The 25,134-nt window shown below is 42.7% G+C and carries 23 protein-coding genes; 14 read left to right on the top strand and 9 right to left on the bottom strand.

The window, feature by feature from the left end; all coding sequences use genetic code 11:
• Positions 1-108: 108 nt before the first annotated feature.
• The 4 genes from HUS62_RS03365 to map all read right to left on the bottom strand — a co-directional run bounded on the left by HUS62_RS03365 (position 109) and on the right by map (position 4,977).
• A complete protein-coding gene (locus HUS62_RS03365) occupies positions 109-384 on the bottom strand; it encodes a hypothetical protein (protein WP_175078532.1) in 276 nt (91 codons plus the stop codon).
• 315 nt (positions 385-699) lie between these two features.
• Positions 700-1,527, bottom strand: a complete 828-nt coding sequence (dapD, locus tag HUS62_RS03360; RefSeq protein ID WP_054553126.1) for a 2,3,4,5-tetrahydropyridine-2,6-dicarboxylate N-succinyltransferase — start codon at positions 1,525-1,527, stop codon at positions 700-702.
• Between the two features lie 9 nt (positions 1,528-1,536).
• Positions 1,537-4,155: a [protein-PII] uridylyltransferase gene (glnD, locus tag HUS62_RS03355; protein WP_062566881.1), complete on the bottom strand. Its 2,619-nt coding sequence runs from the start codon at positions 4,153-4,155 to the stop codon at positions 1,537-1,539.
• A 12-nt stretch (positions 4,156-4,167) separates the two neighbouring features.
• Positions 4,168-4,977: a type I methionyl aminopeptidase gene (gene map / locus HUS62_RS03350; protein WP_258536709.1), complete on the bottom strand. Its 810-nt coding sequence runs from the start codon at positions 4,975-4,977 to the stop codon at positions 4,168-4,170.
• 247 nt (positions 4,978-5,224) lie between these two features.
• Between map and rpsB the strand changes: the two genes are divergently transcribed.
• From rpsB to HUS62_RS03280, 14 genes are all read left to right on the top strand, one after another.
• Positions 5,225-5,953: a 30S ribosomal protein S2 gene (gene rpsB, locus HUS62_RS03345; RefSeq protein WP_054562046.1), complete on the top strand. Its 729-nt coding sequence runs from the start codon at positions 5,225-5,227 to the stop codon at positions 5,951-5,953.
• Between the two features lie 103 nt (positions 5,954-6,056).
• Positions 6,057-6,908 carry a translation elongation factor Ts gene (tsf, locus tag HUS62_RS03340; protein WP_062566883.1) on the top strand — a complete coding sequence of 284 codons (852 nt, stop codon included), beginning with the start codon at positions 6,057-6,059 and terminating at the stop codon, positions 6,906-6,908.
• 151 nt (positions 6,909-7,059) lie between these two features.
• Positions 7,060-7,809, top strand: a complete 750-nt coding sequence (pyrH, locus tag HUS62_RS03335) for a UMP kinase (RefSeq protein ID WP_054553317.1) — start codon at positions 7,060-7,062, stop codon at positions 7,807-7,809.
• 14 nt (positions 7,810-7,823) lie between these two features.
• Positions 7,824-8,381, top strand: coding sequence for a ribosome recycling factor (gene frr / locus HUS62_RS03330; protein WP_054553121.1), 558 nt, complete (start codon positions 7,824-7,826; stop codon positions 8,379-8,381).
• A gap of 104 nt (positions 8,382-8,485) precedes the next feature.
• Positions 8,486-9,265: an isoprenyl transferase gene (locus tag HUS62_RS03325; protein WP_175078531.1), complete on the top strand. Its 780-nt coding sequence runs from the start codon at positions 8,486-8,488 to the stop codon at positions 9,263-9,265.
• A gap of 22 nt (positions 9,266-9,287) precedes the next feature.
• Entirely contained in the window at positions 9,288-10,154 is an 867-nt protein-coding gene (locus HUS62_RS03320; RefSeq protein ID WP_054553119.1) for a phosphatidate cytidylyltransferase, read from the top strand.
• Complete coding sequence (gene ispC, locus HUS62_RS03315; protein WP_175078530.1) at positions 10,151-11,350, top strand: 1-deoxy-D-xylulose-5-phosphate reductoisomerase; 1,200 nt, start codon at positions 10,151-10,153, stop codon at positions 11,348-11,350. The genes HUS62_RS03320 and ispC overlap by 4 nt, the downstream gene beginning before the upstream one ends.
• Position 11,351: 1 nt before the next feature.
• Entirely contained in the window at positions 11,352-12,704 is a 1,353-nt protein-coding gene (gene rseP, locus HUS62_RS03310; RefSeq protein ID WP_175078529.1) for a sigma E protease regulator RseP, read from the top strand.
• A 106-nt stretch (positions 12,705-12,810) separates the two neighbouring features.
• Positions 12,811-15,282, top strand: coding sequence for an outer membrane protein assembly factor BamA (gene bamA, locus HUS62_RS03305; RefSeq protein ID WP_175078528.1), 2,472 nt, complete (start codon positions 12,811-12,813; stop codon positions 15,280-15,282).
• Between the two features lie 12 nt (positions 15,283-15,294).
• Positions 15,295-15,813: an OmpH family outer membrane protein gene (locus HUS62_RS03300; RefSeq protein WP_054553115.1), complete on the top strand. Its 519-nt coding sequence runs from the start codon at positions 15,295-15,297 to the stop codon at positions 15,811-15,813.
• A gap of 9 nt (positions 15,814-15,822) precedes the next feature.
• Positions 15,823-16,863 (top strand): UDP-3-O-(3-hydroxymyristoyl)glucosamine N-acyltransferase, encoded by a 1,041-nt coding sequence (gene lpxD / locus HUS62_RS03295; protein ID WP_054562041.1) that lies wholly within the window; start codon positions 15,823-15,825, stop codon positions 16,861-16,863.
• A 10-nt stretch (positions 16,864-16,873) separates the two neighbouring features.
• Positions 16,874-17,326, top strand: a complete 453-nt coding sequence (fabZ, locus tag HUS62_RS03290; RefSeq protein WP_054562040.1) for a 3-hydroxyacyl-ACP dehydratase FabZ — start codon at positions 16,874-16,876, stop codon at positions 17,324-17,326.
• 2 nt (positions 17,327-17,328) lie between these two features.
• Positions 17,329-18,099 carry an acyl-ACP--UDP-N-acetylglucosamine O-acyltransferase gene (lpxA, locus tag HUS62_RS03285; RefSeq protein WP_054553112.1) on the top strand — a complete coding sequence of 257 codons (771 nt, stop codon included), beginning with the start codon at positions 17,329-17,331 and terminating at the stop codon, positions 18,097-18,099.
• A gap of 141 nt (positions 18,100-18,240) precedes the next feature.
• Positions 18,241-18,609 (top strand): septal ring lytic transglycosylase RlpA family protein, encoded by a 369-nt coding sequence (locus HUS62_RS03280; protein WP_175078527.1) that lies wholly within the window; start codon positions 18,241-18,243, stop codon positions 18,607-18,609.
• Here HUS62_RS03280 and cydC read toward each other — a convergent pair.
• The 5 genes from cydC to HUS62_RS03255 are packed head-to-tail and all read right to left on the bottom strand — an operon-like array spanning position 18,606 to position 24,996.
• Positions 18,606-20,366 carry a thiol reductant ABC exporter subunit CydC gene (gene cydC, locus HUS62_RS03275; RefSeq protein ID WP_175078526.1) on the bottom strand — a complete coding sequence of 587 codons (1,761 nt, stop codon included), beginning with the start codon at positions 20,364-20,366 and terminating at the stop codon, positions 18,606-18,608. The two genes, HUS62_RS03280 and cydC, sit on opposite strands and share 4 nt — an antisense overlap.
• A complete protein-coding gene (gene cydD / locus HUS62_RS03270) occupies positions 20,359-22,119 on the bottom strand; it encodes a thiol reductant ABC exporter subunit CydD (protein ID WP_175078525.1) in 1,761 nt (586 codons plus the stop codon). The genes cydC and cydD overlap by 8 nt, the downstream gene beginning before the upstream one ends.
• Positions 22,109-22,261, bottom strand: coding sequence for a cytochrome bd-I oxidase subunit CydX (gene cydX / locus HUS62_RS03265; RefSeq protein WP_175078524.1), 153 nt, complete (start codon positions 22,259-22,261; stop codon positions 22,109-22,111). The genes cydD and cydX overlap by 11 nt, the downstream gene beginning before the upstream one ends.
• A gap of 12 nt (positions 22,262-22,273) precedes the next feature.
• Positions 22,274-23,413, bottom strand: coding sequence for a cytochrome d ubiquinol oxidase subunit II (cydB, locus tag HUS62_RS03260; protein WP_055021939.1), 1,140 nt, complete (start codon positions 23,411-23,413; stop codon positions 22,274-22,276).
• Positions 23,410-24,996 carry a cytochrome ubiquinol oxidase subunit I gene (locus HUS62_RS03255; protein WP_054562035.1) on the bottom strand — a complete coding sequence of 529 codons (1,587 nt, stop codon included), beginning with the start codon at positions 24,994-24,996 and terminating at the stop codon, positions 23,410-23,412. The genes cydB and HUS62_RS03255 overlap by 4 nt, the downstream gene beginning before the upstream one ends.
• Between the last annotated feature and the right edge of the window lie 138 nt (positions 24,997-25,134).

Genomic DNA, 25,134 nt, shown 5'->3' with positions numbered 1-25,134 from the left:
GTAACGCTGAATAGCCGTAATTAAGCGATAAAGTGTGTATTTGAAATAAGATGTAACAATTTAGCTGAGGCGCTTTAAGTTTTAAGCATTAAGTAATAGCGCCTGAAACTAGTGAGTAGTATCTTTTCGGCTAAGTGAAGCCACATTTTGCTCAAACACACGTTTTACTTCTGCACTGTAGTGATTGTGGTCGTTAATGGTGATAAACGGGTTCGTAAAACTAACATCACAGAAAACCGTATAACACTGGATTGTAACTGCAACTCGATCTGGGGTTGCAAGGCCATCTAAGGTTGTTTGCAATGCTTCAAAAACATAATCTTTATTAACGTGCGATGTTAAAGCAACTTCAAGTTCTTTAACTTCTATGCGATGTGAATTCATATCAGTTACAAAAAATTCGTATAGGTAACTACGTGATACAAACAGCAAGATTGCCACAAGGTAGAATAACCCTGTGTAATAAAATAACTCCGTGTGGGTAAAACTCCGAAAAGACTTAAACATTTTTACTATTATTTTTGTTTGTTTTTTATACTAAAACATATTTGTGAGTATATCTCAACAAACTAGCTAAAAATCATTGCATTACAGATAATAAAAAGCGCGAAACTAGTTAGCATCGCGCTTCTTATCTCAAACTTAAGCTGACGGCTGACGGCTGACGGCTGACGGCTGACGGCTTAAAGCTCCGCTTTATTATTCATCAATCGAGCGAAGTAGGGCATTAATACCTACTTTTTCGCGAGTTTGCTGGTCAACTTTTTTCACGATGATGGCAGCATATAGGCTGTGCGAACCGTCTTTTGACGGAAGTGAACCTGGAACAACGACTGCACCAGCTGGTACTCGGCCGTAATGGATTTCGCCAGTTTCACGGTCATAGATACGTGTGCTTTGGCTGATGTAAACACCCATCGAGATAACGGCGCCTTCTTCAACTACAACGCCTTCAACAATCTCAGAACGTGCGCCAATGAAGCAGTTGTCTTCGATAATAGTTGGGTTAGCTTGTAGTGGCTCAAGCACACCACCAATGCCTACACCGCCCGACAAGTGAACATTTTTACCAATTTGTGCACATGAGCCAACCGTTGCCCATGTATCAACCATGGTACCTTCATCAACGTAGGCGCCAATGTTGACATAAGATGGCATTAACACCACGTTTTTACCTACGAAGCTGCCTTTACGTGCCACAGCATTAGGCACAACACGCATGCCGCCTTGTTGGAATTGCTCTGGTGTATAGTCGCTAAATTTAAGTGGTACTTTGTCGTAAAACTGATTAACACCATCGCTCATTGGTTGGTTATCACGAATACGGAAAGACAGTAGCACCGCTTTTTTTAACCATTGATGTACAACCCACTCACCACTGATTTTTTCAGCAACACGTGCAGCGCCACTATCAAGTAATTCAAGCGCGTCGATAATAGCTTGTTTAACTTCACTTGATACCGTGCTTGGGCTGATGCTATCGCGGTTGTCCCAGGCGTTTTCGATCATGGTTTTTAAATCTGACATAAGATCCTCTTATTCGGTTTCTGCGTTGAGTTTTTTACGCAATGCTTGATGAATTTTAGCCTGTTCTTCGTCTGTTAATGCTTGGTATTCGTTATTTGATACCACGAAGAAATCTTCTGCTCGTTCACCAACTGTGGTGATCCGTGCGGCATGAATATGTAATAAGTGCGCTTGAAATACTTCCGCAATTTTTGTTAATAGACCCGGAATATCCACCGCTTGAATTTCAATTAAGCTGCGGTCTTTACGGGCATGCGGTCTAAGCACAATTTTTGGTTTGATATTAAAGTCTTTGAAGCGCTGAGAGCGATTCTTTTTAAGGCGAATTTTCTTTTTCGGGTCGCTAATTGCAAGATCTAAAGCACGTTTAATGCCTTGCGAACGGTTACTCGCAATCGGGTCACCATTGACTTCTAAAATAACAAAGCTAAATAGCACGTAGCCATCTTTTGTGGTCAGTACCTGCGCATGTTGAATCTGTGCTTTTTTCGAACCAATCACACTAACTAAACGTGAGAATAAACTGCCCGAGTAAGGGCTATAAGCAAATACTTGTGTACCACCATGCATTGCGGTGTTAGACACGGCAACGCTAGGCTGGCTTAAATCGTCACAGCTTAGTAAGTGCTCTGTGTGCCACGAAATCTGTTGCTCGCTAAAAGCAGTAAAATAATTGGCTTTAAAGCGACTCCAAATTAAGTCGATTTGATCTTCGTTACAACCGTGATTCAGTAAGCGCTGTTTGGCTTGCTGTTTTTTATCACGTATTTGATCACGTTGGTCCATTGGGTTTTCAAGCCCTAAACGAAGCGCGCGCTGGGTGTGTAAATACAACTCACGTAGTAGGGTATTTTTCCAATCGTTCCACAGGTTATCGTTAGTTGCGCGAATATCGGCCAAGGTTAAGCAGTATAAGTAGTCAAGCTGGCGCTCATTTTTCACCTTACTTGCAAAGTCTTTAATCACATCTGGGTCATTAATATCTTTACGCTGCGCTGTAACCGACATAAGTAAGTGATTAGCCACTAACCACGAAATAAGCTTGCCATCTGAGGCTGGGAAGCGGTGTAGCTTAGCAAACGCGATTGCATCAACTGAGCCAAGCTCAGAGTGATCGCCACCACGGCCTTTAGCAATATCGTGGAAAATACCGGCTAAATAAAGTAACTCAGGCTTGTCCATGCGAGTGACAATTTCACTACATAACGGAAATTCGCTGACTTTTGATTTATCAAAGTACTTATAAATATTGTTGATGAGTTTATGGGTATGTTCATCCACGGTGTAGGCATGAAATAAATCAAACTGCATTTGCCCAAAAATATTACGCCACTGTGGTAAGTAGGCAGCAATAATGCCGTGCTTGTGCATCAGCGTAAATGCGCGGCCCATACCATTAGGGTGTTTGATTAAACGCAAAAATGCTTCGCGACAGGCGGCGTAATCTTGTAAATCCCCCAATAAACGACGGCGAACTTGGCGCATTGTACGTATGGTACTTGGGTAAATATGGGTGATCTCTGGGTTATCAGCAATATGCTCGAACAACACAAATAGCTGATCACGGCGGAAGAACACCGATGGATTCTTAACACGAATTTGATGGCCAATGCGCTCAAAGTTACGGTCAAGCTCAATCACAGGTAACTCACCGGCACCCGGTAAAATGCTTTGCTCAAAGTATGAAAGCAGCATTTGGTTAAGCTCACGTACGCGGCTCATGATCCTAAATAAGCGTTTCATCATGCGCTCGACCGAGGCTTTACCGTCACTACCAAAGCCGAGAATTTCTGCGGCATGAGGTTGATGATCGAACAATAAGCGGTTTTCAGAGCGACCCGCAGCGATGTGCAGCGCAAAACGAATGTTCCAGAGGTTTTCTAAACACTCAGACAGCTCTTGGTATTCTTCGTGAGTAAGATAGCCGTGATTTATAAGTTCTTGTAATGTTTCGGCTCTAAAGTGCTTTTTAGCAACCCAAATAATGGTCTGTAAGTCGCGCAGGCCACCTGGGTTCTCTTTGATGTTAGGCTCAAGGTTATAAGCCGTACCATGGCATTTTTTATGGCGTAAACTTTGTTCTTGTACTTTTGCCAAAAAGAATTCGTCTGAGCGCCAAATCGGCGTATCAATTAAATGATTTTTTAATTTTTCGAATTCGATATGGTTACCGAAAATTAATCGGCTTTCGAGTAAGCTGGTGGCAAATGTCACATCTTCGCGTTTTTGTTCTAATGCTTGTTCTATAGTACGAACGCTGTGACCAATTTCTAAATTTAGATCCCAAAGCATGGTAACGAACTGGCCAATTTTTTCGCACACGGCTTCACTTGGCTGCTCGCTTACTAGCAACATAAAGTCGATATCTGAATAGGGGTGTAATTCGCCACGACCATAACCACCCACAGCAATCAGGGCAAGATCACTTTCGTGAGCAAGGTCGTAATCGTGAAACAGTTTAATTAATAAGCGGTCGATAAACTCAGCGCGGGCATTAATTAAGTTGCTAACGGGTTGTTTTGAGAATTCGTTCTGTAGCCATTTATAAAAATAACTAGAACAGTCGCGATAATCGCTAAGTTGCTCAGCTTGGCTGAGCAACTTTTTTACTTTATTGGGTAATGCCACTGGGGCTGGCTCCTAGTGTTCGATGATCCTGTCAATAGTATCATCTGATCGGAGCGTTAAAATTTCAACACCATTTTCAGTCACTAACAGTGTATGTTCCCACTGTGCAGACAATGAACGGTCTTTAGTTACGACAGTCCAGTTGTCTTTAAGTAGCTTACATTGGCGTTTACCAGCATTAACCATAGGCTCGATTGTTAAGCACATACCTGCTTTTAATACTTCGCCAGTACCTGCTTTACCATAGTGCATTACTTGTGGCTCTTCGTGGAACTCAGCACCAATGCCGTGACCACAATATTCACGAACGATTGAATAGCTAAAGCTTTCTGCGTATTTTTGAATTGCAGCACCAATATCACCCAAGCGTACGCCTGGTTTTACCATTTTAATTGCAAGGTATAGGCTTTCTTGCGTGATATCAGCAAGGCGCTTGCCTTGAATGTTAGGTGTACCAACGTGGAACATCTTAGATGTATCACCGTGATAGCCATCTTTAATCACAGTCACGTCGATATTTACGCTATCGCCTTCTTTAAGTGGTTTGTCATTTGGAATACCGTGACAAATTACATGGTTCACTGAGGTGCAAATTGATTTTGGGAAACCGTGGTAATTAAGCGGTGCTGGAATAGCATCTTGAACATTAACAATATAATCATGACAAATTGTATTTAGTTCATCTGTGGTTACACCTGGCACCACATGCGGTTCTATCATTTCTAGTACCTCGGCGGCTAAGCGCCCGGCAACACGCATTTTTTCGATTTCTTCAGGGGTCTTGATCACAGCACTCATTGAGGCTCCAAAGTTGTTTTTCAGGTCAGTTTTTAGTGCACAAATTTTGCACTAGACGTTGAGTTTTCAATTTTAATATGGTATAAAGCGCGCCGTCTTTTTACAAATAAATTCTTAACTGATTTTTTGTATTTAAGGCAAACACAATTTTATTTTAACACACACACGTATCGTCACATACACTTGGGTGCACTTAAGTTACAAATTAACTGCGGTGTTGGTGCTATGGGATATGTGGAGGCCTAACCCTAAATTATAGAGGATTATACAAATGGCAAACGTTTCAATGCGCGATATGCTTCAAGCTGGTGTTCACTTTGGTCACCAGGCACGTTACTGGAACCCTAAGATGAAGCCTTTCATCTTCGGCGCTCGTAACCGTGTTCATATCATCAACCTAGAGCAAACTGTACCAATGTTCAACGAAGCACTTAAGTTCTTATCGAACGCAGCTTCTAACAAAGGTAAAGTACTTTTCGTTGGTACTAAGCGCGCAGCAAGCGAAGCAGTTAAAGAAGCAGCGATCCAAAGCGAGCAGTTCTACGTAAACCACCGTTGGTTAGGTGGTATGTTGACTAACTGGAAAACAGTTCGTCAATCAATCAAGCGTCTTAAAGACCTTGAAGCGCAAAGCCAAGACGGTACTTTCGAGAAATTAACTAAGAAAGAAGCGTTAATGCTTACTCGTGAAATGGAAAAGCTTGAAAAGAGCCTTGGTGGTATCAAAGACATGGGCGGTCTTCCAGACGCGCTTTTCGTTATCGATGCAGACCACGAGCACATCGCTATCCGTGAAGCTAACAACCTAGGTATTCCAGTTGTTGCTATCGTTGATACTAACTCTAACCCAGACGGTGTTGATTACATCGTACCTGGTAACGACGATGCGATCCGTGCTATCCAACTTTACACAGGCGCTGTATCAGCTGCGATCACTGAAGGTCGTGAGAACAACATCGTTGCTCAAGCTGAGAAAGACGACTTCGTAGAAGCTGAATAATTAGCTGTCATCAAGTCTTCATCTAATTAAGGTGAAGACTTGTTATTCTTGTTAAGCGGCCTATACCGCTTCCCTATAACAGAATTCAATTGAGGATATTCTAATGGCTGTAACTGCTGCCCTAGTTAAAGAATTACGCGAGCGTACTGGCGCTGGCATGATGGATTGTAAAAAAGCGTTAACTGAAACTAACGGTGACATCGAGTTAGCGATCGAAAACATGCGTAAGAGCGGTGCTGCAAAGGCTGCTAAAAAAGCAGGTAACATCGCTGCTGAAGGTACAATCTTAATCAAAGAAGGTAACGGTTTCGCTGCACTTCTTGAAGTTAACTGTCAAACTGACTTCGTTGCTAAAGACGCTAACTTCCTTGGTTTCGCTAACCAAGTTCTTGACGCTGCTGCAGAATCTAAAGCAGACATCGAAGCACTTAAAGCACAATTCGAAGAAACTCGTGTTGCTCTAGTTGCTAAAATCGGTGAAAACATCAACGTTCGTCGCGTTGAGTACATCGACGGTGACAAGCTTTCTTCTTACCGCCACGGCGACCGTATCGGTGTTGTTGTAGTTGGTGAAGCTGACGAAGAAACACTTAAGCAAGTTGCTATGCACGTAGCTGCGTCTAAGCCTGAGTTCGTAAACCCAGAAGACGTACCAGCTGACGTTGTTGAAAAAGAAAAAGCAGTTCAAATCGATATCGCGATGAACGAAGGCAAGCCTGCTGAAATCGCTGAGAAAATGGTTATCGGTCGTATGAAGAAATTCACTGGTGAGATCTCTCTTACTGGTCAAGCTTTCATCATGGAACCTAAAAAATCAGTTGGCGAAATTCTTAAAGAGAAAGGCGCAACTGTTTCTAACTTCATCCGTTTAGAAGTTGGTGAAGGTATCGAGCGTAAAGAAGAAGACTTCGCTGCTGAAGTAGCTGCTCAAATCGCTGCTGCAAAAGGCGAGTAATTTTCTAACTTAGTGACGTAGGGCAATAAGATGAAATTAATCTGCTATTAGCTTTTGCGTCACTGATGAAAATTCTTTAAAATAACCGCGTTTTATGTGTAACCATAGCGCGGTTATTTTTTATCTCATTACTAAGGCTGGCCCAAATATTATGACTATCAATCGTAAACCTATTTTTAGACGTGTTCTTCTTAAACTTAGCGGTGAAGCATTAATGGGAGACGAAGGCTTCGGCATCGACCCAAAAGTACTTGACCGTATGGCTCAAGAAATTAAAGAACTTGTAGAGCTCGACGTAGAAGTAGGTTTAGTTATCGGTGGCGGTAACTTCTTGCGTGGTGGTTCATTAGCAGAAGCGGGTATGAACCGCGTAGTTGGCGACCACATGGGTATGCTTGCGACTGTAATGAATGGTTTGGCAATGCGTGATGCACTGCACCGTGCATTTGTAAATTGTCGTTTAATGTCTGCAATCCCACTGAACGGTGTGTGTGATGCTTACAACTGGGCAGAAGCTATCAGCCTATTAAAATCTGGCCGCGTTGTAATTTTCTCAGCGGGTACAGGTAACCCATTCTTCACGACTGACTCAGCAGCGTGTTTACGTGGTATTGAAATTGAAGCAGATACTGTAATCAAAGCGACTAAAGTGGATGGTGTTTACTCTGATGATCCAGTGAAAAACCCAGACGCTACACTATATCGCCACTTAAGCTACAATGAAATCATTGATAAAGAGCTTAAGGTTATGGATTTAGCAGCATTTACGCTGGCGCGTGACCACAACATGCCATTAAGCGTATTTAACATGAATAAATCAGGCGCGCTTAAGCGTGTTATTATGGGCGAAGATGAAGGAACGCTTATCTCTTCACAAGCCTCAGATGAAACTAGCAAATAGATTAGGATTGAACCGTGATTAACGATATCAAAAAAGATGCGTCAGAACGTATGCAAAAAAGTGTTGCGGCACTAGGCAGTCAATTATCTAAAATTCGCACAGGCCGTGCGCACCCAGCATTACTTGACGGTATTCAAGTGTCTTACTACGGTGCTGACACGCCATTAAACCAAGTTGCTAACGTAACAATTGAAGACTCTCGTACACTTGCAATTAGCGTGTTCGATAAGTCACTAGCGCAAGCAGTAGAAAAAGCGATCATGGCTTCAGATTTAGGTTTAAATCCAATGTCTGCAGGTACTGTTATTCGTGTTCCACTTCCTCCACTTACAGAAGAGCGTCGTAAAGACCTTATCAAAATCGTACGTGGCGAAGTTGAAAGCGGTCGTGTTGCTGTACGTAACATCCGTCGTGATGCAAATGGCGACATTAAGAGCTTATTGAAAGAAAAAGATATTTCTGAAGATGAAGCACGTCAAGCAGAAGACGAGATTCAAAAGCTTACTGATAAGTTCATCAAAGAGATGGACGCGCAACTAGCTGCTAAAGAAGCTGAGCTAATGGAAATTTAATAACCGCTGTTTATCTTTCAGACATTGATTCTGCAAGTAAACAGGCGAAACTAAATTTATTAGTTTTGAAACGCCGTCTAGGGTATACTAGACGGCGTTTTTTTATGGAATACTCGATATTTATGGTTCTTAACGCTGATAAAATTTCCCAGCAAAGTTTGCCTAAGCATGTCGCTATAATCATGGATGGCAACGGACGTTGGGCACAAGCGAAAAATCGCCCACGTGTTTATGGGCACAAAAAAGGCGTTGATGCGGTTCGTCAATCAGTGCAATTTTGTACTCGCTTAGGTATACAGTCGTTAACACTATTCGCATTTAGTAGCGAAAATTGGCGACGTCCAGAGGACGAAGTAAATACGCTTATGGAGCTATTTTTATTCGTACTGGGCAAAGAAGTTAAAAAACTTCATAAAAATAATGTAAAGCTAAACATAATTGGTGATTTATCACGCTTTTCAGAAGGCCTGCGTGAGAAAGTTGATGCAGCCCATGAATTAACTCGTAATAATACGGGTCTACAGTTAAACGTGGCAGCTAATTATGGTGGACGTTGGGATATTACTAACGCCGCAACAACGCTTGCGAAAAAAGTTGCAGCCGGTGAAATGGCCGCAGAAGATATTACTGAAGAGCTAATGGCTGAACAAATGAGTATGGCCGACCAAGGTGAGCTTGATTTAATGATCCGCACCGGTGGAGATCTACGCATCAGTAACTTCCTTTTATGGCAAGCGGCTTATGCAGAGCTTTACTTTACCGATACGCTTTGGCCAGACTTCAATGAAGCTGCATTTGCTGACGCTATCGCATGTTACGTTGCCAGAGAGCGACGATTTGGTTGTACAGGCGAACAAATAAAACAATTACTCGCCGAGACCTAATTACTAGTTGAAGGTACACACATTGCTAAAACAACGAATTTTAACCTCGCTCGTGTTGGCACCACTTGCACTTATTTTGGTTTTTTATACCCCATTAACACTATTTAGTTATATCGCCGCCGGTATTGTTTTACTCGGTGCGTGGGAATGGTCTGCATTTATGGGCCTATGCGATAAAGTTAAACGTTTTGGATTTGTAGCCGCAACGGCTGCATTTTTGGCATTACTTAACTGGCATTGGCCCATTGAATCACTTTGGCAAAATGGTCAATTAGTGGGTGATGCAAACTACCTATTTACCTTATCATTTGCATGGTGGATTGTGGCAACTTACTTAGTTTGGCGCTACCCAGCTATGGCAAAGGCTTGGAATGAAGGCATTGTAATGCGTGCCATTGCTGGTTTTTTAACGTTAGTGCCACTTTGGCTTGCACTAAATACACTACGTAGCGCAGGGTATGGCGAATCTACTCACTTTGGTTCAATGTTAATTTTAGTTGTACTTGGTATTGTGTGGAGTGCAGATATTGGTGCTTACTTTACTGGTAAGAACTTAGGTAAACGTAAACTAATGCCAAAGGTAAGTCCTAATAAAACGATTGAAGGTTTATTAGGTGGTGTAGTGGCTTCGGTTGTTTTTGTTTTAGCATTTTGCCATTTCACTAATGTTGATATGAGTGTTTGGCCAATCTATGCCGTGATGACTGCATTTATCGCGTTATTCTCAGCTGTAGGCGATTTACTCGAAAGTATGTTTAAACGTGAAGTTGGCTTGAAAGACAGCGGTTCATGTTTACCAGGTCATGGCGGTATTTTAGATCGTATCGATAGCTTAACCGCAGCTGCACCAATTTTTGTACTTTGCTACGCATGGACACTGAGTTTATGAGCAAAGTAGAGCAACTTGTCGTACTGGGCGCAACTGGTTCAATCGGTTTAAGCACCTTAGATGTTGTTGCTAGAAACCCGGAGCGTTTTGCGGTTTTTGCTTTAGCGGCGGGGAAAAATGCCGAGCAAATGGCTGAGTTGTGTATCGCACATCAGCCTAAGTTTGCTGTAATGGCTGATCAACAAGCCGCTAATGCGCTATCGAATTTACTTGCAAATAGCTCGTGTAACACACAAGTTCTAGCGGGTGTTGATGCGATGTGTGAGCTTGCTGCACACACAGATGTTGATGCAGTGATGTCGGCGATAGTAGGTGCTGCAGGTCTGTTACCGACTTTAAGTGCAGTTGAAGCTGGCAAAAAAGTGTTGCTAGCAAATAAAGAATCCTTGGTTATGTCGGGTCAGTTGTTTATTGATAAAGTAAAACAACATGGCGCCACTTTACTGCCTATCGATAGCGAACATAATGCGATTTTCCAATGTATGCCAGCATCATTACAAAGTGCATCTGGCCTACTAGCTGATAATGGTGTAAGCAAGATCTTGCTTACAGGTTCTGGCGGTCCTTTCTTAAAGCGTGATTTAGCGACATTACCATCAGTGACTGTTGCAGAGGCTGTGGCACATCCAAACTGGTCAATGGGACAAAAGATTTCTGTTGATTCAGCGACTATGATGAATAAAGGCCTAGAGTTTATAGAAGCCAAGTGGCTGTTTAACTGCTGTGCCAGTGATATTGAAGTGGTGATCCACCCACAAAGTATTATTCACTCTATGGTGCAATATCAAGATGGCTCAGTGCTTGCGCAAATGGGCAATCCAGATATGCGCACACCAATTGCTCATGCTTTAGCTTTTCCTGAGCGTGTCGATGCGGGTGTAAAACCGCTCGATTTTTCACAAATGGCAGATTTTACTTTCACTAAACCAGATTATGCTCGTTACCCTAATTTAAAACTTGCCATTGATGCGTGTGAAATGGGGCAAGGTGCAACCACCACAGTAAATGCGGCGAATGAAATAGCGGTTGCAGCATTTCTAAATGGTCAAATCGGCTTTACAGATATTTATCGAATTAACGCTGAAACGCTCAATGCAACACAAAATATCAACGTGCAGACCCTCGATGAGATTTTAGCTTGCGACCAAGCTGCACGTGTAAAAGCGACTGAGTTTGTAAAAAGAGGCATCAACTAGCATGTTTGATTTTTTCTGGAATCTTGGCTCATTTATTCTTGCTCTGGGTATTTTAGTGACTGTGCATGAATATGGTCATTTCTGGGTTGCGCGGAAAGCCGGCGTGAAAGTGCTGCGTTTTTCAATTGGCTTTGGTAAGCCATTAGTCAAGTGGTACGACAAACAGCAAACTGAATATGTGATTGCAGCAATCCCACTAGGTGGCTATGTCAAAATGCTTGATGAGCGTGTTGACGAAGTCCCGCCAGAGCAGCGACATTTATCATTTAATGCTAAATCAGTAAAAGCACGTATTGCGATTGTGGCTGCTGGCCCGATGGCAAACTTTTTATTCGCTATTTTTGCCCTTGCTGTAATGTATATGGTCGGCGTTCAGTCATTAAAACCTGTGGTGGGTGAGGTGTCTCAAGGCAGTCGTGCCGCAGCTGCTAATATTGAGCCAAATCAGCAAATTATTAAAATTGGTGAAGACGATATCAATACTTGGCAAGATGCCACATTCTCGCTCATGAGCCGCTTAGGTGAGCAAAGTGTTGTGGTAACGCTTCGCGATCAGAATTATCAAAAGCATGTGCGTACTCTTAACTTAGATGGTTGGAAATTAGATCAACAAGACGTACCACCATTAACCTCGATAGGCATTGTACCATTTCGTCCTAAAGCACTTTTAGAAGTAGCGATGATCAGCAAAGGCTCGGCGGCAGAAGCTGCAGGGTTACAGGTTAACGACAAAATCCTTGCTGTAAATGGTGAAAATATCAGCAGTTGGACCCGGTTAGTTTCATTAATTCAGCAATCACCTAACAAATCCTTACAATTTAGTGTACAAAGGCAAGATAGTATAAAAGAGCTGTCAGTGACGCCACAAAGCAGAACCAATGATGCGGGCGTTGCTCAGGGCTTTTTAGGTGTGTCTCCGGTGGTTGAGCCATGGCCAGAAAACTATATTGAAACTAGACATTATGGCCCTGTCGATAGTATTGTGCTGGGCATACAAGAAACATGGCGTTTAATTACCCTTAGTTTTGACATGATTGGTAATTTAATTACCGGTCAGGTGTCGGTTAAAAATTTAAGTGGCCCGGTGGGCATTGCAGTTGGCGCGGGAACTAGCGTAAGCTATGGCTTGGTTGCATTTTTAAGCTTTTTAGCATTGATTAGTGTAAACCTTGGCGTATTTAACTTATTACCGCTGCCAGTGCTAGATGGTGGGCACTTAATGTATTACATAATTGAACTTTTTCGCAAAAAGCCGGTCTCTGAAAAGACGCAAGAATTTGGTTTTAAAGTGGGGGCCTTGCTGCTTCTGTTTTTAACATGTTTCGCTTTGTTCAATGATGTATCGCGTTTATAACAAGTAAGCGAAAAATTCCAATTTGAACACGATTGTAAAACACCGCAAAAGTTAAATTTATAAGGTGTTGAGCGGTAATACAGTTGTAAAGGATAAAGATAACAAAATGGCTATAAAAAAACATTTGGCAGTTTCAAGTTTATTAGGTGCTAGCTTTGCAGCCCTAGGCCAAAACTCCTTTATTGTAGATGATTTAAAAGTTGAAGGTTTACAGCGTGTTGCACTGGGTGCAGCGTTAACGCATATCCCTATCAACGTGGGCGATAATATTGATGAGTACACAATTTCTAGAACCATAAAGGCTCTCTATCGTTCAGGTCACTTTGACAATATTAAAGCATTACGTGATGGCAACAGTGTTATCTTCCGAGTGACTGAACGCCCAACGATCAGCATGATCGAATTTGATGGCAATAAAGACATCAAAGATGAGCAACTTAATGAGTCGCTAGACCAGCAAGATATCCGTACTGGTGAGCCGCTTGATAAAACGGTTCTTGATAACATTGAAAAAGGCTTAGTTGAATTCTTCCACAGTATTGGTAAGTACAATGCAAAAGTGGATGTAAGCATTACTAAGTTACCGCGTAACCGTGTAAAACTTTTATTCACATTTGATGAAGGTGACGCAGCGTCAATTCGTCAAATCAACTTGGTTGGTAACGAGCTTTTCTCAGATGAAGAGCTACTTAAATTAGCCGAGTCTCAGCAAGATTTACCGTGGTGGAAATTCATGTCGAGTGACCGCTACCAAAAGCAAACTATCGAAGGCGATTTAGAGAAAATTCGTAGTTACTACTTAGACCGTGGTTACCTACGTTTTAATATCGATTCGACACAAGTATCAGTTAGCCCTGAGCGTGATTCTGTTTATGTAACAGCAAATATCACCGAAGGTGTTAAATACAAAGTGAAAGGCTTTGACTTTATTGGTGACCTGTTAGGCCGTGAAGAGCTTATTAAGAGCGTTATCCCGCTAAAAACTGGTGAGCTTTATAACGGCTCTGTGGTGACATCATCAGAAGAGTTTATCAAAAGCTACTTAGCACGTTTTGGTTATGCCAATGCTGAAGTACGTACCATCCCAGAAATTGATGACGAAAATAAAGAAGTTCAATTAACGCTTTCTGTTAATCCGGGCAAACGTGTTTATGTTCGTCGTATCATTGTGGGCGGTAACCAAAATACTTCTGATGAAGTGGTTCGTCGTGAAATGACACAGCTTGAAGGTGCATGGTTATCAAACCAAAGCCTTGAGCGCTCTAAACTGCAAATCCAGCGTTTACCTTACATGGAAAGCGTTGATTTTAATGTTGTACCAGTACCAGGTGTAGATGACCAAGTTGATGTAGATTTTACTGTTAAAGAACAATCTGCAGGTAGCTTTAACGCAGGCCTTGCTTATGGTTCTTACTTAGGTCTGCAATTTAACATTGGTGTGAGTGAATCAAACTTCTTAGGTACCGGTAACCAAATTGGTTTTAACATCAATACTTCACGTGGTTCTGAGCGTATTAGTGTGTCTTATACTGACCCTTACTTTACGCCGGATGGTGTATCGCAAGGTAGTAGCATCTTCTACAGTAACTATGATGCAAGTAAATTCAGCCTCATCGACTATAAATCGAAGAGTTACGGTATTGGTACAAACATTGGTTTCCCAATCGATGCGGTAAACCGTATTAACTTTGGTGTTCGTTGGGTGCAAGAAGAGCTGTCTGATATTGCAGAATATGAGCAAACACGTGTTATTCGTGAAACATTCTTAGACCCTGAAAATCCAGACGCAGGCTTTGACTTTACTAAGTACGAGTTAAGTGCAGGTTGGTCACGTGTTACTGTTAACCGTGGTTTATTCCCAACAGCAGGTTCGCGCCAATCTCTTAACTTAACTGCGACAACGCCAAACTCTGATTTACAGTACTTTAAACTAAATTATGACTCGCGTTTCTACTGGCCAATCAGTAATGACCACCGCTGGGTGTTCTCAACGCGTGCGGCACTTGGTTACGGTAATGGTTACGGTACAACCAATGGTTATGACCAAACACTGCCGTTCCAAGAGTTTTTCAGAATTACTGAAATGGAACTACGTGGCTTTGACCGTAATACGATCTTACCACGTGCTGTATCACGTGTTCCGCAAAGCATTCCTGGTACACCATTACCTGATGGTACAACAACAGGTAGCATTGGTGGTGCATCAGAGTTTGACCAACTTTACACAGCAGGCCGAATTGGTGGTAACGCCAAAGCGGTAGCAGGGATGGAGCTTATTGTTCCAACACCTTTCTTAGATGAAGAAAACACCAGCTCTGTACGTACTAGCTTCTTCGTAGATGCTGCAAACGTATGGGATACAGAGTTTAATATTGACCGTTATCAAAACCTTTCAACAGACGAGCGTGCAAAATTGGATGACTATGCAGATCCGATGCGCTTTAGGGTTTCAACTGGTCTTTCTCTACAATGGATCTCTCCGATGGGTCCAATGCTGATCAGTTTTGCGTATCCATTGCAAAAAGAAGAAGATGACGATACGAAGACCATCAGCTTTAACATTAGTAATACATTCTAAAGGAGTTTTTTCGTGAATAAATCAATTAAATCAACAGCTTTTGCACTACTTGCTACTTTATCTATGGGTCTATCTACTAACGCATTCGCGCACAAAGTAGGTATCGTTGATATGCAAGAAATCTACAAGCAAATCCCACAAATGGCGAAAGTAGAGCAAACTTTAGAAGCTGAATTCTCAGAGCGTCGTCAAGAACTAGAAAAACTTCAAGGTGATATCCGTTTTGAAGCTGAAAAGTTCAAGCGTGAAGCAACAACGATGAGCGACAAGCAAAAAGAAGAATTACGTACTAAGATTCAAGGTATGCAGCAGCAACTTGCTGAAAAAGGTCGTCCTTTAGAGCAAGAAATCAAAATGCGTCAAAACCAAGAACTAGCTAAAGTTCAAAAGCTAATCTTAGATGCAATCGAAGAAGTAGCGAAAGCTGGCAAATTCGATGAAGTTAAAGTTAAAGAAACAACAATTTATGTTAACCCTAAAACTGTCGATGACTTATCAAGCAAAGTTGTTGAAAAAGTAAGTAAGCAATAGAAATCATATATGCAAAACTACACGCTTTCGCAGATAGCGGATCTTCTGGGCGCAGACCTTCAAGGTGACGGCGCCACAGAGATTAAAAAAATATCTACACTTGCAAATGCCCAACATGGGCATATTGCATTTTTAGCGAACAAGAAATATCGCTCGCAATTAGAAGATACTCAAGCAAGTGCGGTGATTTTATCACCAGCAGATGCTGAGTACTTTTCGGGTAATAAGCTCATTGTTGCTAATCCTTATGTTTGTTACGCCAAACTTGCTCAGCTAATGGATACCACACCGCGCTCAGCAGTGACCGGTATTCACCCAAGCGCAGTCATTCACGATTCAGCCTCTATTGGCGATAATGTCGCGATCGCCGCCAATGTGGTGATCGAAGCGGGCGCTGTAATTGCAAACGATGTGCAGATTGGCCCAGGCTGTTTTATTGGTGAGCACGCAAAAATTGGCCAAGGCACTAAGCTTTGGGCAAATGTAAGCGTTTACCATGAAGTAGAGATTGGCAGCGACTGTTTATTCCAAGCGAATACGGTAGTGGGCAGTGATGGTTTTGGTTACGCTAACGAGCGTGGCGAATGGGTGAAAATACCGCAACTTGGCCGAGTAATCATCGGTGATAAGGTTGAGGTAGGCGCGTCTACTACGATTGACCGTGGTGCGCTAGACGATACTATCATCCATAGTAATGTAATTATCGATAATCAATGTCAAATAGCGCATAATGTCGAGATCGGTTCGGGTACAGCGGTTGCTGGTTGTACGGTATTTGCTGGCAGCACAGTGATCGGTAGGAATTGTCAGATTGGCGGTATGGTTGCAATTAATGGTCACATTAGCGTATGCGATGGTGCTATAATCACCGGCATGAGTATGGTGACTAAGGCAATCACAGAACCTGGAATTTATTCTTCAGGCTTGCCACATCTAACCAACAAAGAATGGCGACGTAGTATTGCCCATATCCGTAACCTTGGCGATATGAAAGACCGCATTAAAGCACTTGAGTCACTGACTAAGTCACTCAATATTGAAGACAAATAAGGATGCTATTTTGGCAAATGAATTAAATAGTCTTGATATCCAGGATATCTTGAGTTTACTTCCGCATCGTTACCCGATGCTACTTGTTGACCGTGTACTTGATTACACGCCAGGCGAGTCGTTACATGCTATTAAAAATGTAACAGTGAACGAACCTATTTTTACGGGTCATTTTCCTAATCAACCTATCTTTCCAGGTGTGTTGATTTTAGAAGCAATGGCTCAAGCAACTGGCTTACTTGGTTTTAAGACAGTTGAAAATCGTAGCGATAACGAACTATATTTATTCGCAGCGATCGACAATGCGCGATTCAAACAGCCGGTATTACCTGGCGATACTATGCATTTGCATGTAGAGTTTGTAAAAGAGCGCCGCAATATATGGAAATTTGCAGCAGAAGCAAAAGTTGACGGCAAAGTAGTGTGTACTGCCGAAATCATGTGTGCGAGAAGAGAGTTTTAATAGTGATCCATCCTACGGCGATAATCGAACCAGGTGCAAAACTTGGAAATAACGTATCAGTTGGCCCTTACAGCTATATCGGTAACGATGTAACTATTGGTGATAACTGTATCATCGAATCTCATGTGGTTGTAAAAGGCCCATCGACGATTGGTTCTGGTAACCACATTTTCCAATTTGCTTCGGTCGGTGAAGCTTGCCAAGACAAAAAGTACGCGAATGAGCCAACGACTCTGATCATTGGTGACAACAACGTGATCCGTGAGTGTGCAACAATTCACCGTGGTACGATTCAAGACCAAGGTGTAACAAAAATTGGTAGCAATAACTTATTTATGGCTTACACACACGTTGCACATGATGCAGTAGTGGGCGATAACGTCATTTTTGCTAACAATGCCTCTGTTGCTGGCCACGTACACGTAGGTGATTGGGTGATCCTTGCAGGTAATTCAGGTGTTCACCAGTTTTGTAAAATTGGTTCACATGCCTTTGTTGGTATGTACTCAGGCGTTAATAAAGATGTACCGCCATTTGTAACTACCATTGGTACACCGGCTGGCCCTGTAGCAATCAATACTGAAGGCATGAAACGCCGTGGCTTTGAAAGCGATGAAATCATGGCAACACGCCGTGCATACAAAACGCTTTATCGTAAGAGCTTAGGTGTTGAAGAAGCAATCGCTGAGCTAAGTGAAGATGCTGCGAAGTACCCAGCTGTTCAGCTGATGATAGACTTCGTGAAAAGCTCTGAGCGCGGAATTATTCGCTAATCATAAGCGAACTTCTATAAAAGCCACCGTAAGGTGGCTTTTTTGTTTTTATACTCATTCGCTTAATTAGGTGACTTGATATAGTTCAGGTTTTGCTAAGTTAGTGATTGCTATCTTCACGGCAAAAAAGGATCTACTAATATGAACAAACTCATCATCTTTGCATTGTTAAGCTTAATTATAAGTGGTTGTAGTAGTGCGCCTTCAGTATCAAAAGGAGCAATAGAAAAAGGCAAAGCCAGTTATTACGCTGATAAATATCATGGCCGAACGACAGCAAGTGGTGAAGTGTTTAATCAACAGGCATTGAGCGCGGCTCATCAAACGCTTGGTTTTGGCAGCAGAGTAAAAGTTACTAATCTTAGTAATAATAAAAGCGTGATTGTTACCATTAATGACCGCGGCCCATTTATCCGCGGTCGTATTATCGACTTATCAAAAAAGGCGTTTTCACAAATTGCCTCAGTCAAGCAAGGTGTGATTGACGTCACCGTTGAGCAGATCGATTAAAAACGGGTTATAAGCTCTACGTAGTCGGCTTCATTAGCCATTAATTCAGCATGACTTGCAAGGGATCTTACATGTCCTTGCTCTAACCAAATAACCTTATCAACACGACTTAGCATTGCTGGGTCGTGAGTAATGGTCAACATGGTTTTATCTGCCCATATTTTCTCAAGTGTAGTCAGCAAGTTTTGCTTAGTGTGATTATCTAGGCTCTCTGTTGGTTCATCAAGAATGATTAAATTACCTTGCCTTAATAGAGCTTGGGCAATGGCAATACGACGTGACTGACCATGAGAAAGCTTTCTGCCTGCTGTTCCTAAGCGGGTATTAAGGCCTGCTTTTAAGTTCTTAAGCCAAGAGCCAAGTTCAGCTTGTTCACAGGCCTCAATAAGCATTTCATCTGTCGCATCAAAAGCTGCATAGCGAAGATTTTCACGTAGCGTACCATCAAAAATATGATGCTGCTGGGCAACTATCGTTAGCTGCTTAAAGCGTGTTGCAGTGCTCAAGCTTTCAAGTTCAAAGTTATATTGCTTGGTGGTGAGCTTTAATGAGCCTGATTGCAGCGGCCAAAGGCCCGTGAGTAAGTTAACTAGAGTGGTTTTGCCACTGCCACTGGCACCGACTAGGGCAACTTTACTGCCGGGTGTAATCGCAAAATTGATATTGCTAAGGGCTTTACTTTTTGCCCCCAAGTATTGGTAATTGACCTCGCTTAGCTCAAGACCAAGCCCTGGTTTGTCAGCTAATTGGTTTGCTAGCTGATCATCTAAGTTGTTTGGCTTTTCGGCTAAGCTGCTGTGTTTATCTTCAAGATCAAACAGTCGCTTTGCGGCACTTAAAGTAAGCGGCAATTCAATAAATGCCGTAGGCAGGGTGAGCACGGTTTCAAAGCTTGCTAATACAAATAACGCGAGCATCGCCAGTTCAACGTTTTTCATAGTCCCCATTGCAACCAGTGGAATTATCATAAATACACTGGCCAGCATGGTGAGTTGGATCACCAAAGTGCTTAAACCATTACTGTTTGCCTCGGCTTTGTGGCGATTATAGAGCTGGTTGTTGTATTGTTTACTGAGTGAGTCACAATGCGCTAATTGCGCCGCCTGTGCTTGATAGACAGCAAGCTCTCTGGCACCTGATAGTGTATCGGCAAGTTCAGCTCTTAACTCGGCTGAAAGTTGGGTTTCGGTATCCGCTTGTTGGTGTAGCTTATGGCTTAACAATGTGGGAAGCAGCACGCCAATAATCATCAGTGAAGTAAAGCAAACTAATGCAACCTCAGCGTTATACATGGCCATGAAGGCCATTACGATAGGAATGCTGATCAAGGCGACAATAATCGGCAGCAGCACATTGAGGTAGAATTTATCCAGCGCATCTACATCATTCTGTAGCCGGTTAAATAAATCGCTACTACGACTCATTGCCAAGTCAACGTTGTTTAGTTGGCTCAGAGTCTTGAACATGTTTACGCGAATTTCGCTCAGTAATAAAAAGGTAGCATTATGGGTTATCATCCGCTCACCGTAACGAGACGCTGTGCGCACGATAGCTAAAAAGCGGATCACCCCCGCAGGGGTAAAGTAATTCATCTGCACACCCGCAATGCCCGCCGCTGCCATGGCTGCTAAAAACCACCCAGATATAGCGAGCAAGCCCACATTAGCGAGTACCGTTAAGCTTGCTAAAAAAGCCCCTAAAAGCAACATGCCAGTATGAGGTTTGCACAGTTTTAATAGACGTATAAAGTTATGCATGGGCGTCACCTTGGCTTACCAGTTTAGCAAAAAGGCCAGCTTGCTCAGTCAGTTGCTGGTACTGACCAGATTCAACAATGTGACCTTGCTGCATAACGTAAATATCGTCGGCGTGTTTAACCGTATTCAGTCGGTGAGCAATAACCAGCACTAAATGGTCTTTTGCATACTCTCGGATAGCTTGATTGATTAAATGCTCTGTTTGGCTGTCTAAGTGAGCGGTAGGCTCATCTAGCATTAGCACAGGGGCATTCTTCAAAAATGCACGAGCAAGGGCTATGCGCTGCTTTTGCCCACCAGAGAGGCCTTCGCCTTGTTCACCTAGCAAGGTATCAAAGCCATCAGGTAAGGCAGTAATAAACTCAAGTGCTCCAGCTTTACTTGCTGCTTCATCGAGCTCTGTTTGGCTTGCATCTGGTTTTGCTAATCGTAGGTTATCTGCAACGGTTCGATAAAATAATGTGGCTTGTTGTGGGATCCATGCCAGCTGTGCTTGCCAATCAGCTAATACCGTATCACTCAGTGGTTGCCCGTTAATGCTAATGGCACTATTAGCCTGATGATGAAAACCTAACAGGCAATCAAACAAGGTACTTTTACCCGAACCACTTTCACCCACAAAGGCAATTAAGCCTGTGCTTGGCAAGCTTAAGTTGATATCAGTTACCCCTTCGTTTGTTTCAGGGTAGTGAAAGGTAAGTGCTTTCAGTTGTATATCTTTTATCGGTAACTCAAGTTTAGATGAGCCTACATGTTCATCAGCGTCGCTTTGATTGATTATGTCGACCATATCAGCAGCGGCGCTGATCCCTTCGAGTTTTGCGTGATAATGAGTGCCCATTTGTCGAAGTGGTAAGTAAAACTCAGGAGCCAGTAGTAACACCACAAATCCAGTGGCAAAATCGAGCGTACCAAAAAATAATCTAAAGCCAATGATCACAGCAACAAGGGCAACACTTATGGTGGCTAAAAACTCAAGGGCGAAAGACGATAAAAAGGCGACTTTTAACACTCCCATGGTTGCCCCACGGTAATCATCAGAAATCTGACTGATGCTATCTAGCTCACGCTTGGTTGCATTAAAGAGCTTGAGTTGAGTCAGGCCTTGTAAACGGTCAAAAAAGTAATTACCAAGTACCGCCAGTTGTTGCCAGCGTTCTTGGTTTAATTGCTCAGCTTTATGGCCCACTAATATCATGAAAAAGGGGATAAGTGGCGCTGTTAAAAGGAAGATGAGGCCTGCTTTGTAATCGGTTGGAAAAATCACCACCAATATCGCTAATGGAATAAGCGCGCTGTAAGCCACACTCGGAATGTAGTTGGCGTAATATTGATACAGTGCTTCCACCCCATTATGTAAGGTGTTAAGTGTTGCGCCGTGACCTTTTTGTTCACTGTAGGCTGGCCCAAGTTTGCTGAGCTTTTCTAGCAGTGTATTACGCATCACGTTTTTTATCTTTAACGCGGCGAGGTTACTCACCCGTTCACTTAGCGCAACCAACAAAGAACGAACTAAAATTAGCCCTGCCAGCGGCCATAATATTGGGCTTACGGCTTGCAAGTTTGCTTGTTCAAACATGACTTGATGAGCCGCGCTTGCAAGAAGATAACAAGAGGCAATCATTAATAGGGCGTTGAGTGTGCCCAGACTAATGCTTAATTTAAGAAGCCCTGAAGCGGACTGGCTATACTGCTTTAAAAAAGCGCGCAGCGTTTGCTGCTGCGCGCGATTTGGTCGGGGTTTAGTCGTCATCGGTGTTTTTGAGTCTCGCGTACAGCTCTAGCTCATCATCAGCAATCGAATCTTTATGTTGGTGAAATTCGTACCACATTACGTTGATCACCCCAAGTGTACAGGCTAATAGAACACCTAAAATCCAGGCAAAATACCACATATTTAAATCTCCTTAATAGCTACCGTGAGTGTTGTTTTCAATTTCACTAATCGTTACTTTGCGCCACATCTTCACATAACACCATGTTGTGTAGATAAGAATAAGTGGTACAAAAATAACCGCAGCGATAAACATCACGTTAAGTGTCATATGGCTCGAAACCGCATCCCACATAGTTAAACTAATATTTGGGTTGTTGCTCGAAGGCATCACAAACGGGAACATTGACATACCCGCAGTTAAGATCACGCCTGCAAGCATTAAGCTTGACGCAGCCAATGCCATTGCTGGTTTTTGTAATTTAGATAACACAATCGCCAGTGCCGCCATCACGAATGCAAGGGCAGGGAACAGCATGGTTAATGGCATTTTTGTATAGTTATCAAGCCATGCACCCGGTGCCTGCGTGACTGTTTTAGCCAGTGGGTTTGCAAAGCCTTGGGTATCGCCCATGCTAACGATTTTATAACCGTCAATTTGCGATACCCACACACCTGCTAAGGCAAACAATACAATAAACGCCATCAGTGCATATTGACCATATTGTGCTGAGCGTTTAGCAACCTCTGCATCAGTACGAAGTTGTAACCACATACCTGCGTGACCAACCAGCATCAGTACACTCACTAAGCCAACTACAATGGCAAATGGGTTTAATAACGCAAAGAATGAACCTTGATAACTGACACGCAGTAGGTCGTCGATATGATAAGGCACGCCCAGTAATAAGTTACCAAATGCTACACCAAATACTAAAGCGGGAATAAAGCTGCCAGCAAATAGGCCCCAATCCCAGTTGTTTCGCCAGCGCGGTGAATCTATTTTTGAGCGATAATCAAAACCAAGCGGTCTGAAAAATAACGCAAATAACACCAGCATCATAGCAAAGTAAAAGCCAGAGAAAGCGGCCGCGTATACCATAGGCCAAGCAGCAAACAGTGCCCCCCCAGCGGTGATGAACCAAACTTGGTTACCATCCCAGTGAGCGCCAATGGTGTTAATAACTGTACGGCGCTCAACATCTGTTTTACCAACTAGGCGAAGCAAAATTGCCACACCCATATCCATACCATCGGTCACTGCAAAGCCAATCAGTAAGACACCAATTAACAGCCACCAGATTAGTTTTAGTGTTTCGTAATCAAAAATCATGACTGAGCTCCTTGGCTTGCAAGTGAATCCGCTTTAGCAAGTTCATGGTGATATTTACCGGTATGAAGTGAGCTTGGGCCTTGTTTAATAAAGCGCAGCATCAGCCAGCCTTCTACAGCAGCAAGACCTGTATAGAAAACTAAGAAACCAGTAATACTAATCAATAAGTCATTCACCGTGAGTGACGAGGTTGCCAAGAAGGTCGGTAAAATTTCCGAAATTGCCCACGGTTGGCGGCCGTACTCCGCAACAATCCAACCAAACTCAATGGCAATCCAAGGCAGAGGAATACTCCATACCGCAGCCCATAATAACCAGCGCTTTTGCTCAATAATGCGGTGTGCGTTGTAATAAAATGCGAGGACGAAAACACCAAGCATGATCACGCCACAGCCAACCATGATTCTAAATGACCAGAACATAGGGCCGACTTGGGGAATTGAGTCTTTCACTGCTTTTTGAATGTGCTCTTCAGTTGCATCTACCACGTTAGGGGTGTAGCGCTTAAGTAGCAAGCCATAGCCAAGGTCGTCTTTTAAGGTATCGAACTTTGCAATGTTTTCTGGGGTGTCTTCACCACCGCGAAGCTTTTCTAAGTATTCGTATGCAATCATGCCATTGCGAATACGTACTTCGTGCTGCTCTTCAAGGTCTTTAATACCTGTTACTTGCTCGTCAATAGAGCGAGTAGCAATGATGCCAAGTGCATAAGGGATTTTTACAGCGGCATGGGTGACTTGCTCTTCTGAGTCAGGAATACCAACCAAAGTAAATGCGGCTGGGGCTTCTTCGGTATGCCACTCAGCTTCTATGGTTGCGAGTTTGACTTTTTGCACCTCGCCAACTTCGTAGCCAGATTCATCACCAAGTAAAATAACACAAAGAATAGACGCTAAACCAAACCCTGAAGCAACCGAGAACGAACGCTTAGCAAAAGCAAGGTCGCGACCTTTTAAGATGTACCAGCTACTAATACCAAGTACAAACATAGATGCTGCAACATAACCTGCTGATACGGTATGAATAAACTTAACTTGTGCGACTGGGTTAAATACCAATTCAGCAAAGCTAGTCATTTCCATGCGCATGGTTTGGTAGTTAAATTCAGCACCTACTGGATTTTGCATCCAACCATTTGCTACTAAAATCCATAACGCAGATAAGTTAGTACCTAGTGCCATTAAGAAGGTAGCACCTAGATGCTGACGTTTACTCAAACGCTCCCAGCCTAAAAAGAACATACCGACAAAGGTTGATTCTAAGAAGAAAGCCATTAAGCCTTCAATCGCTAGCGGTGCGCCAAATATATCGCCCACATAGTGAGAGTAATAAGACCAGTTGGTACCAAACTCAAACTCCATGGTTAGACCTGTCGCCACACCAATCGCAAAGTTAATACCAAACAACTTACCCCAGAACTTAGTCATATCGCGATAAATTTCGCGACCTGTCATCACGTAAACGGATTCCATGATCACTAAAATCCACGTCATACCTAAGGTAAGGGGAACAAATAGGAAGTGAAATAGGGCAGTGATTGCAAATTGCAATCGCGATAGATCCACAAATGTTTCATCTATCATTGTTTAGCTCCTTGTTAGCGGGTGCGGTAGACACGAAAAATATTGATTATGAAGTTTCAGTAATTATTGAAACTTCGTGAATATTAAACCTGTATTCATTTTAGTCAATAGGAAAATACGAAATAAAGATGAATTAAT

It is taken from the genome of Pseudoalteromonas sp. 0303 (genome assembly GCF_013349995.1).
In the GTDB taxonomy this organism is placed as follows: domain Bacteria; phylum Pseudomonadota; class Gammaproteobacteria; order Enterobacterales; family Alteromonadaceae; genus Pseudoalteromonas.
This window is presented reverse-complemented; position numbering and strand designations above follow the sequence as displayed.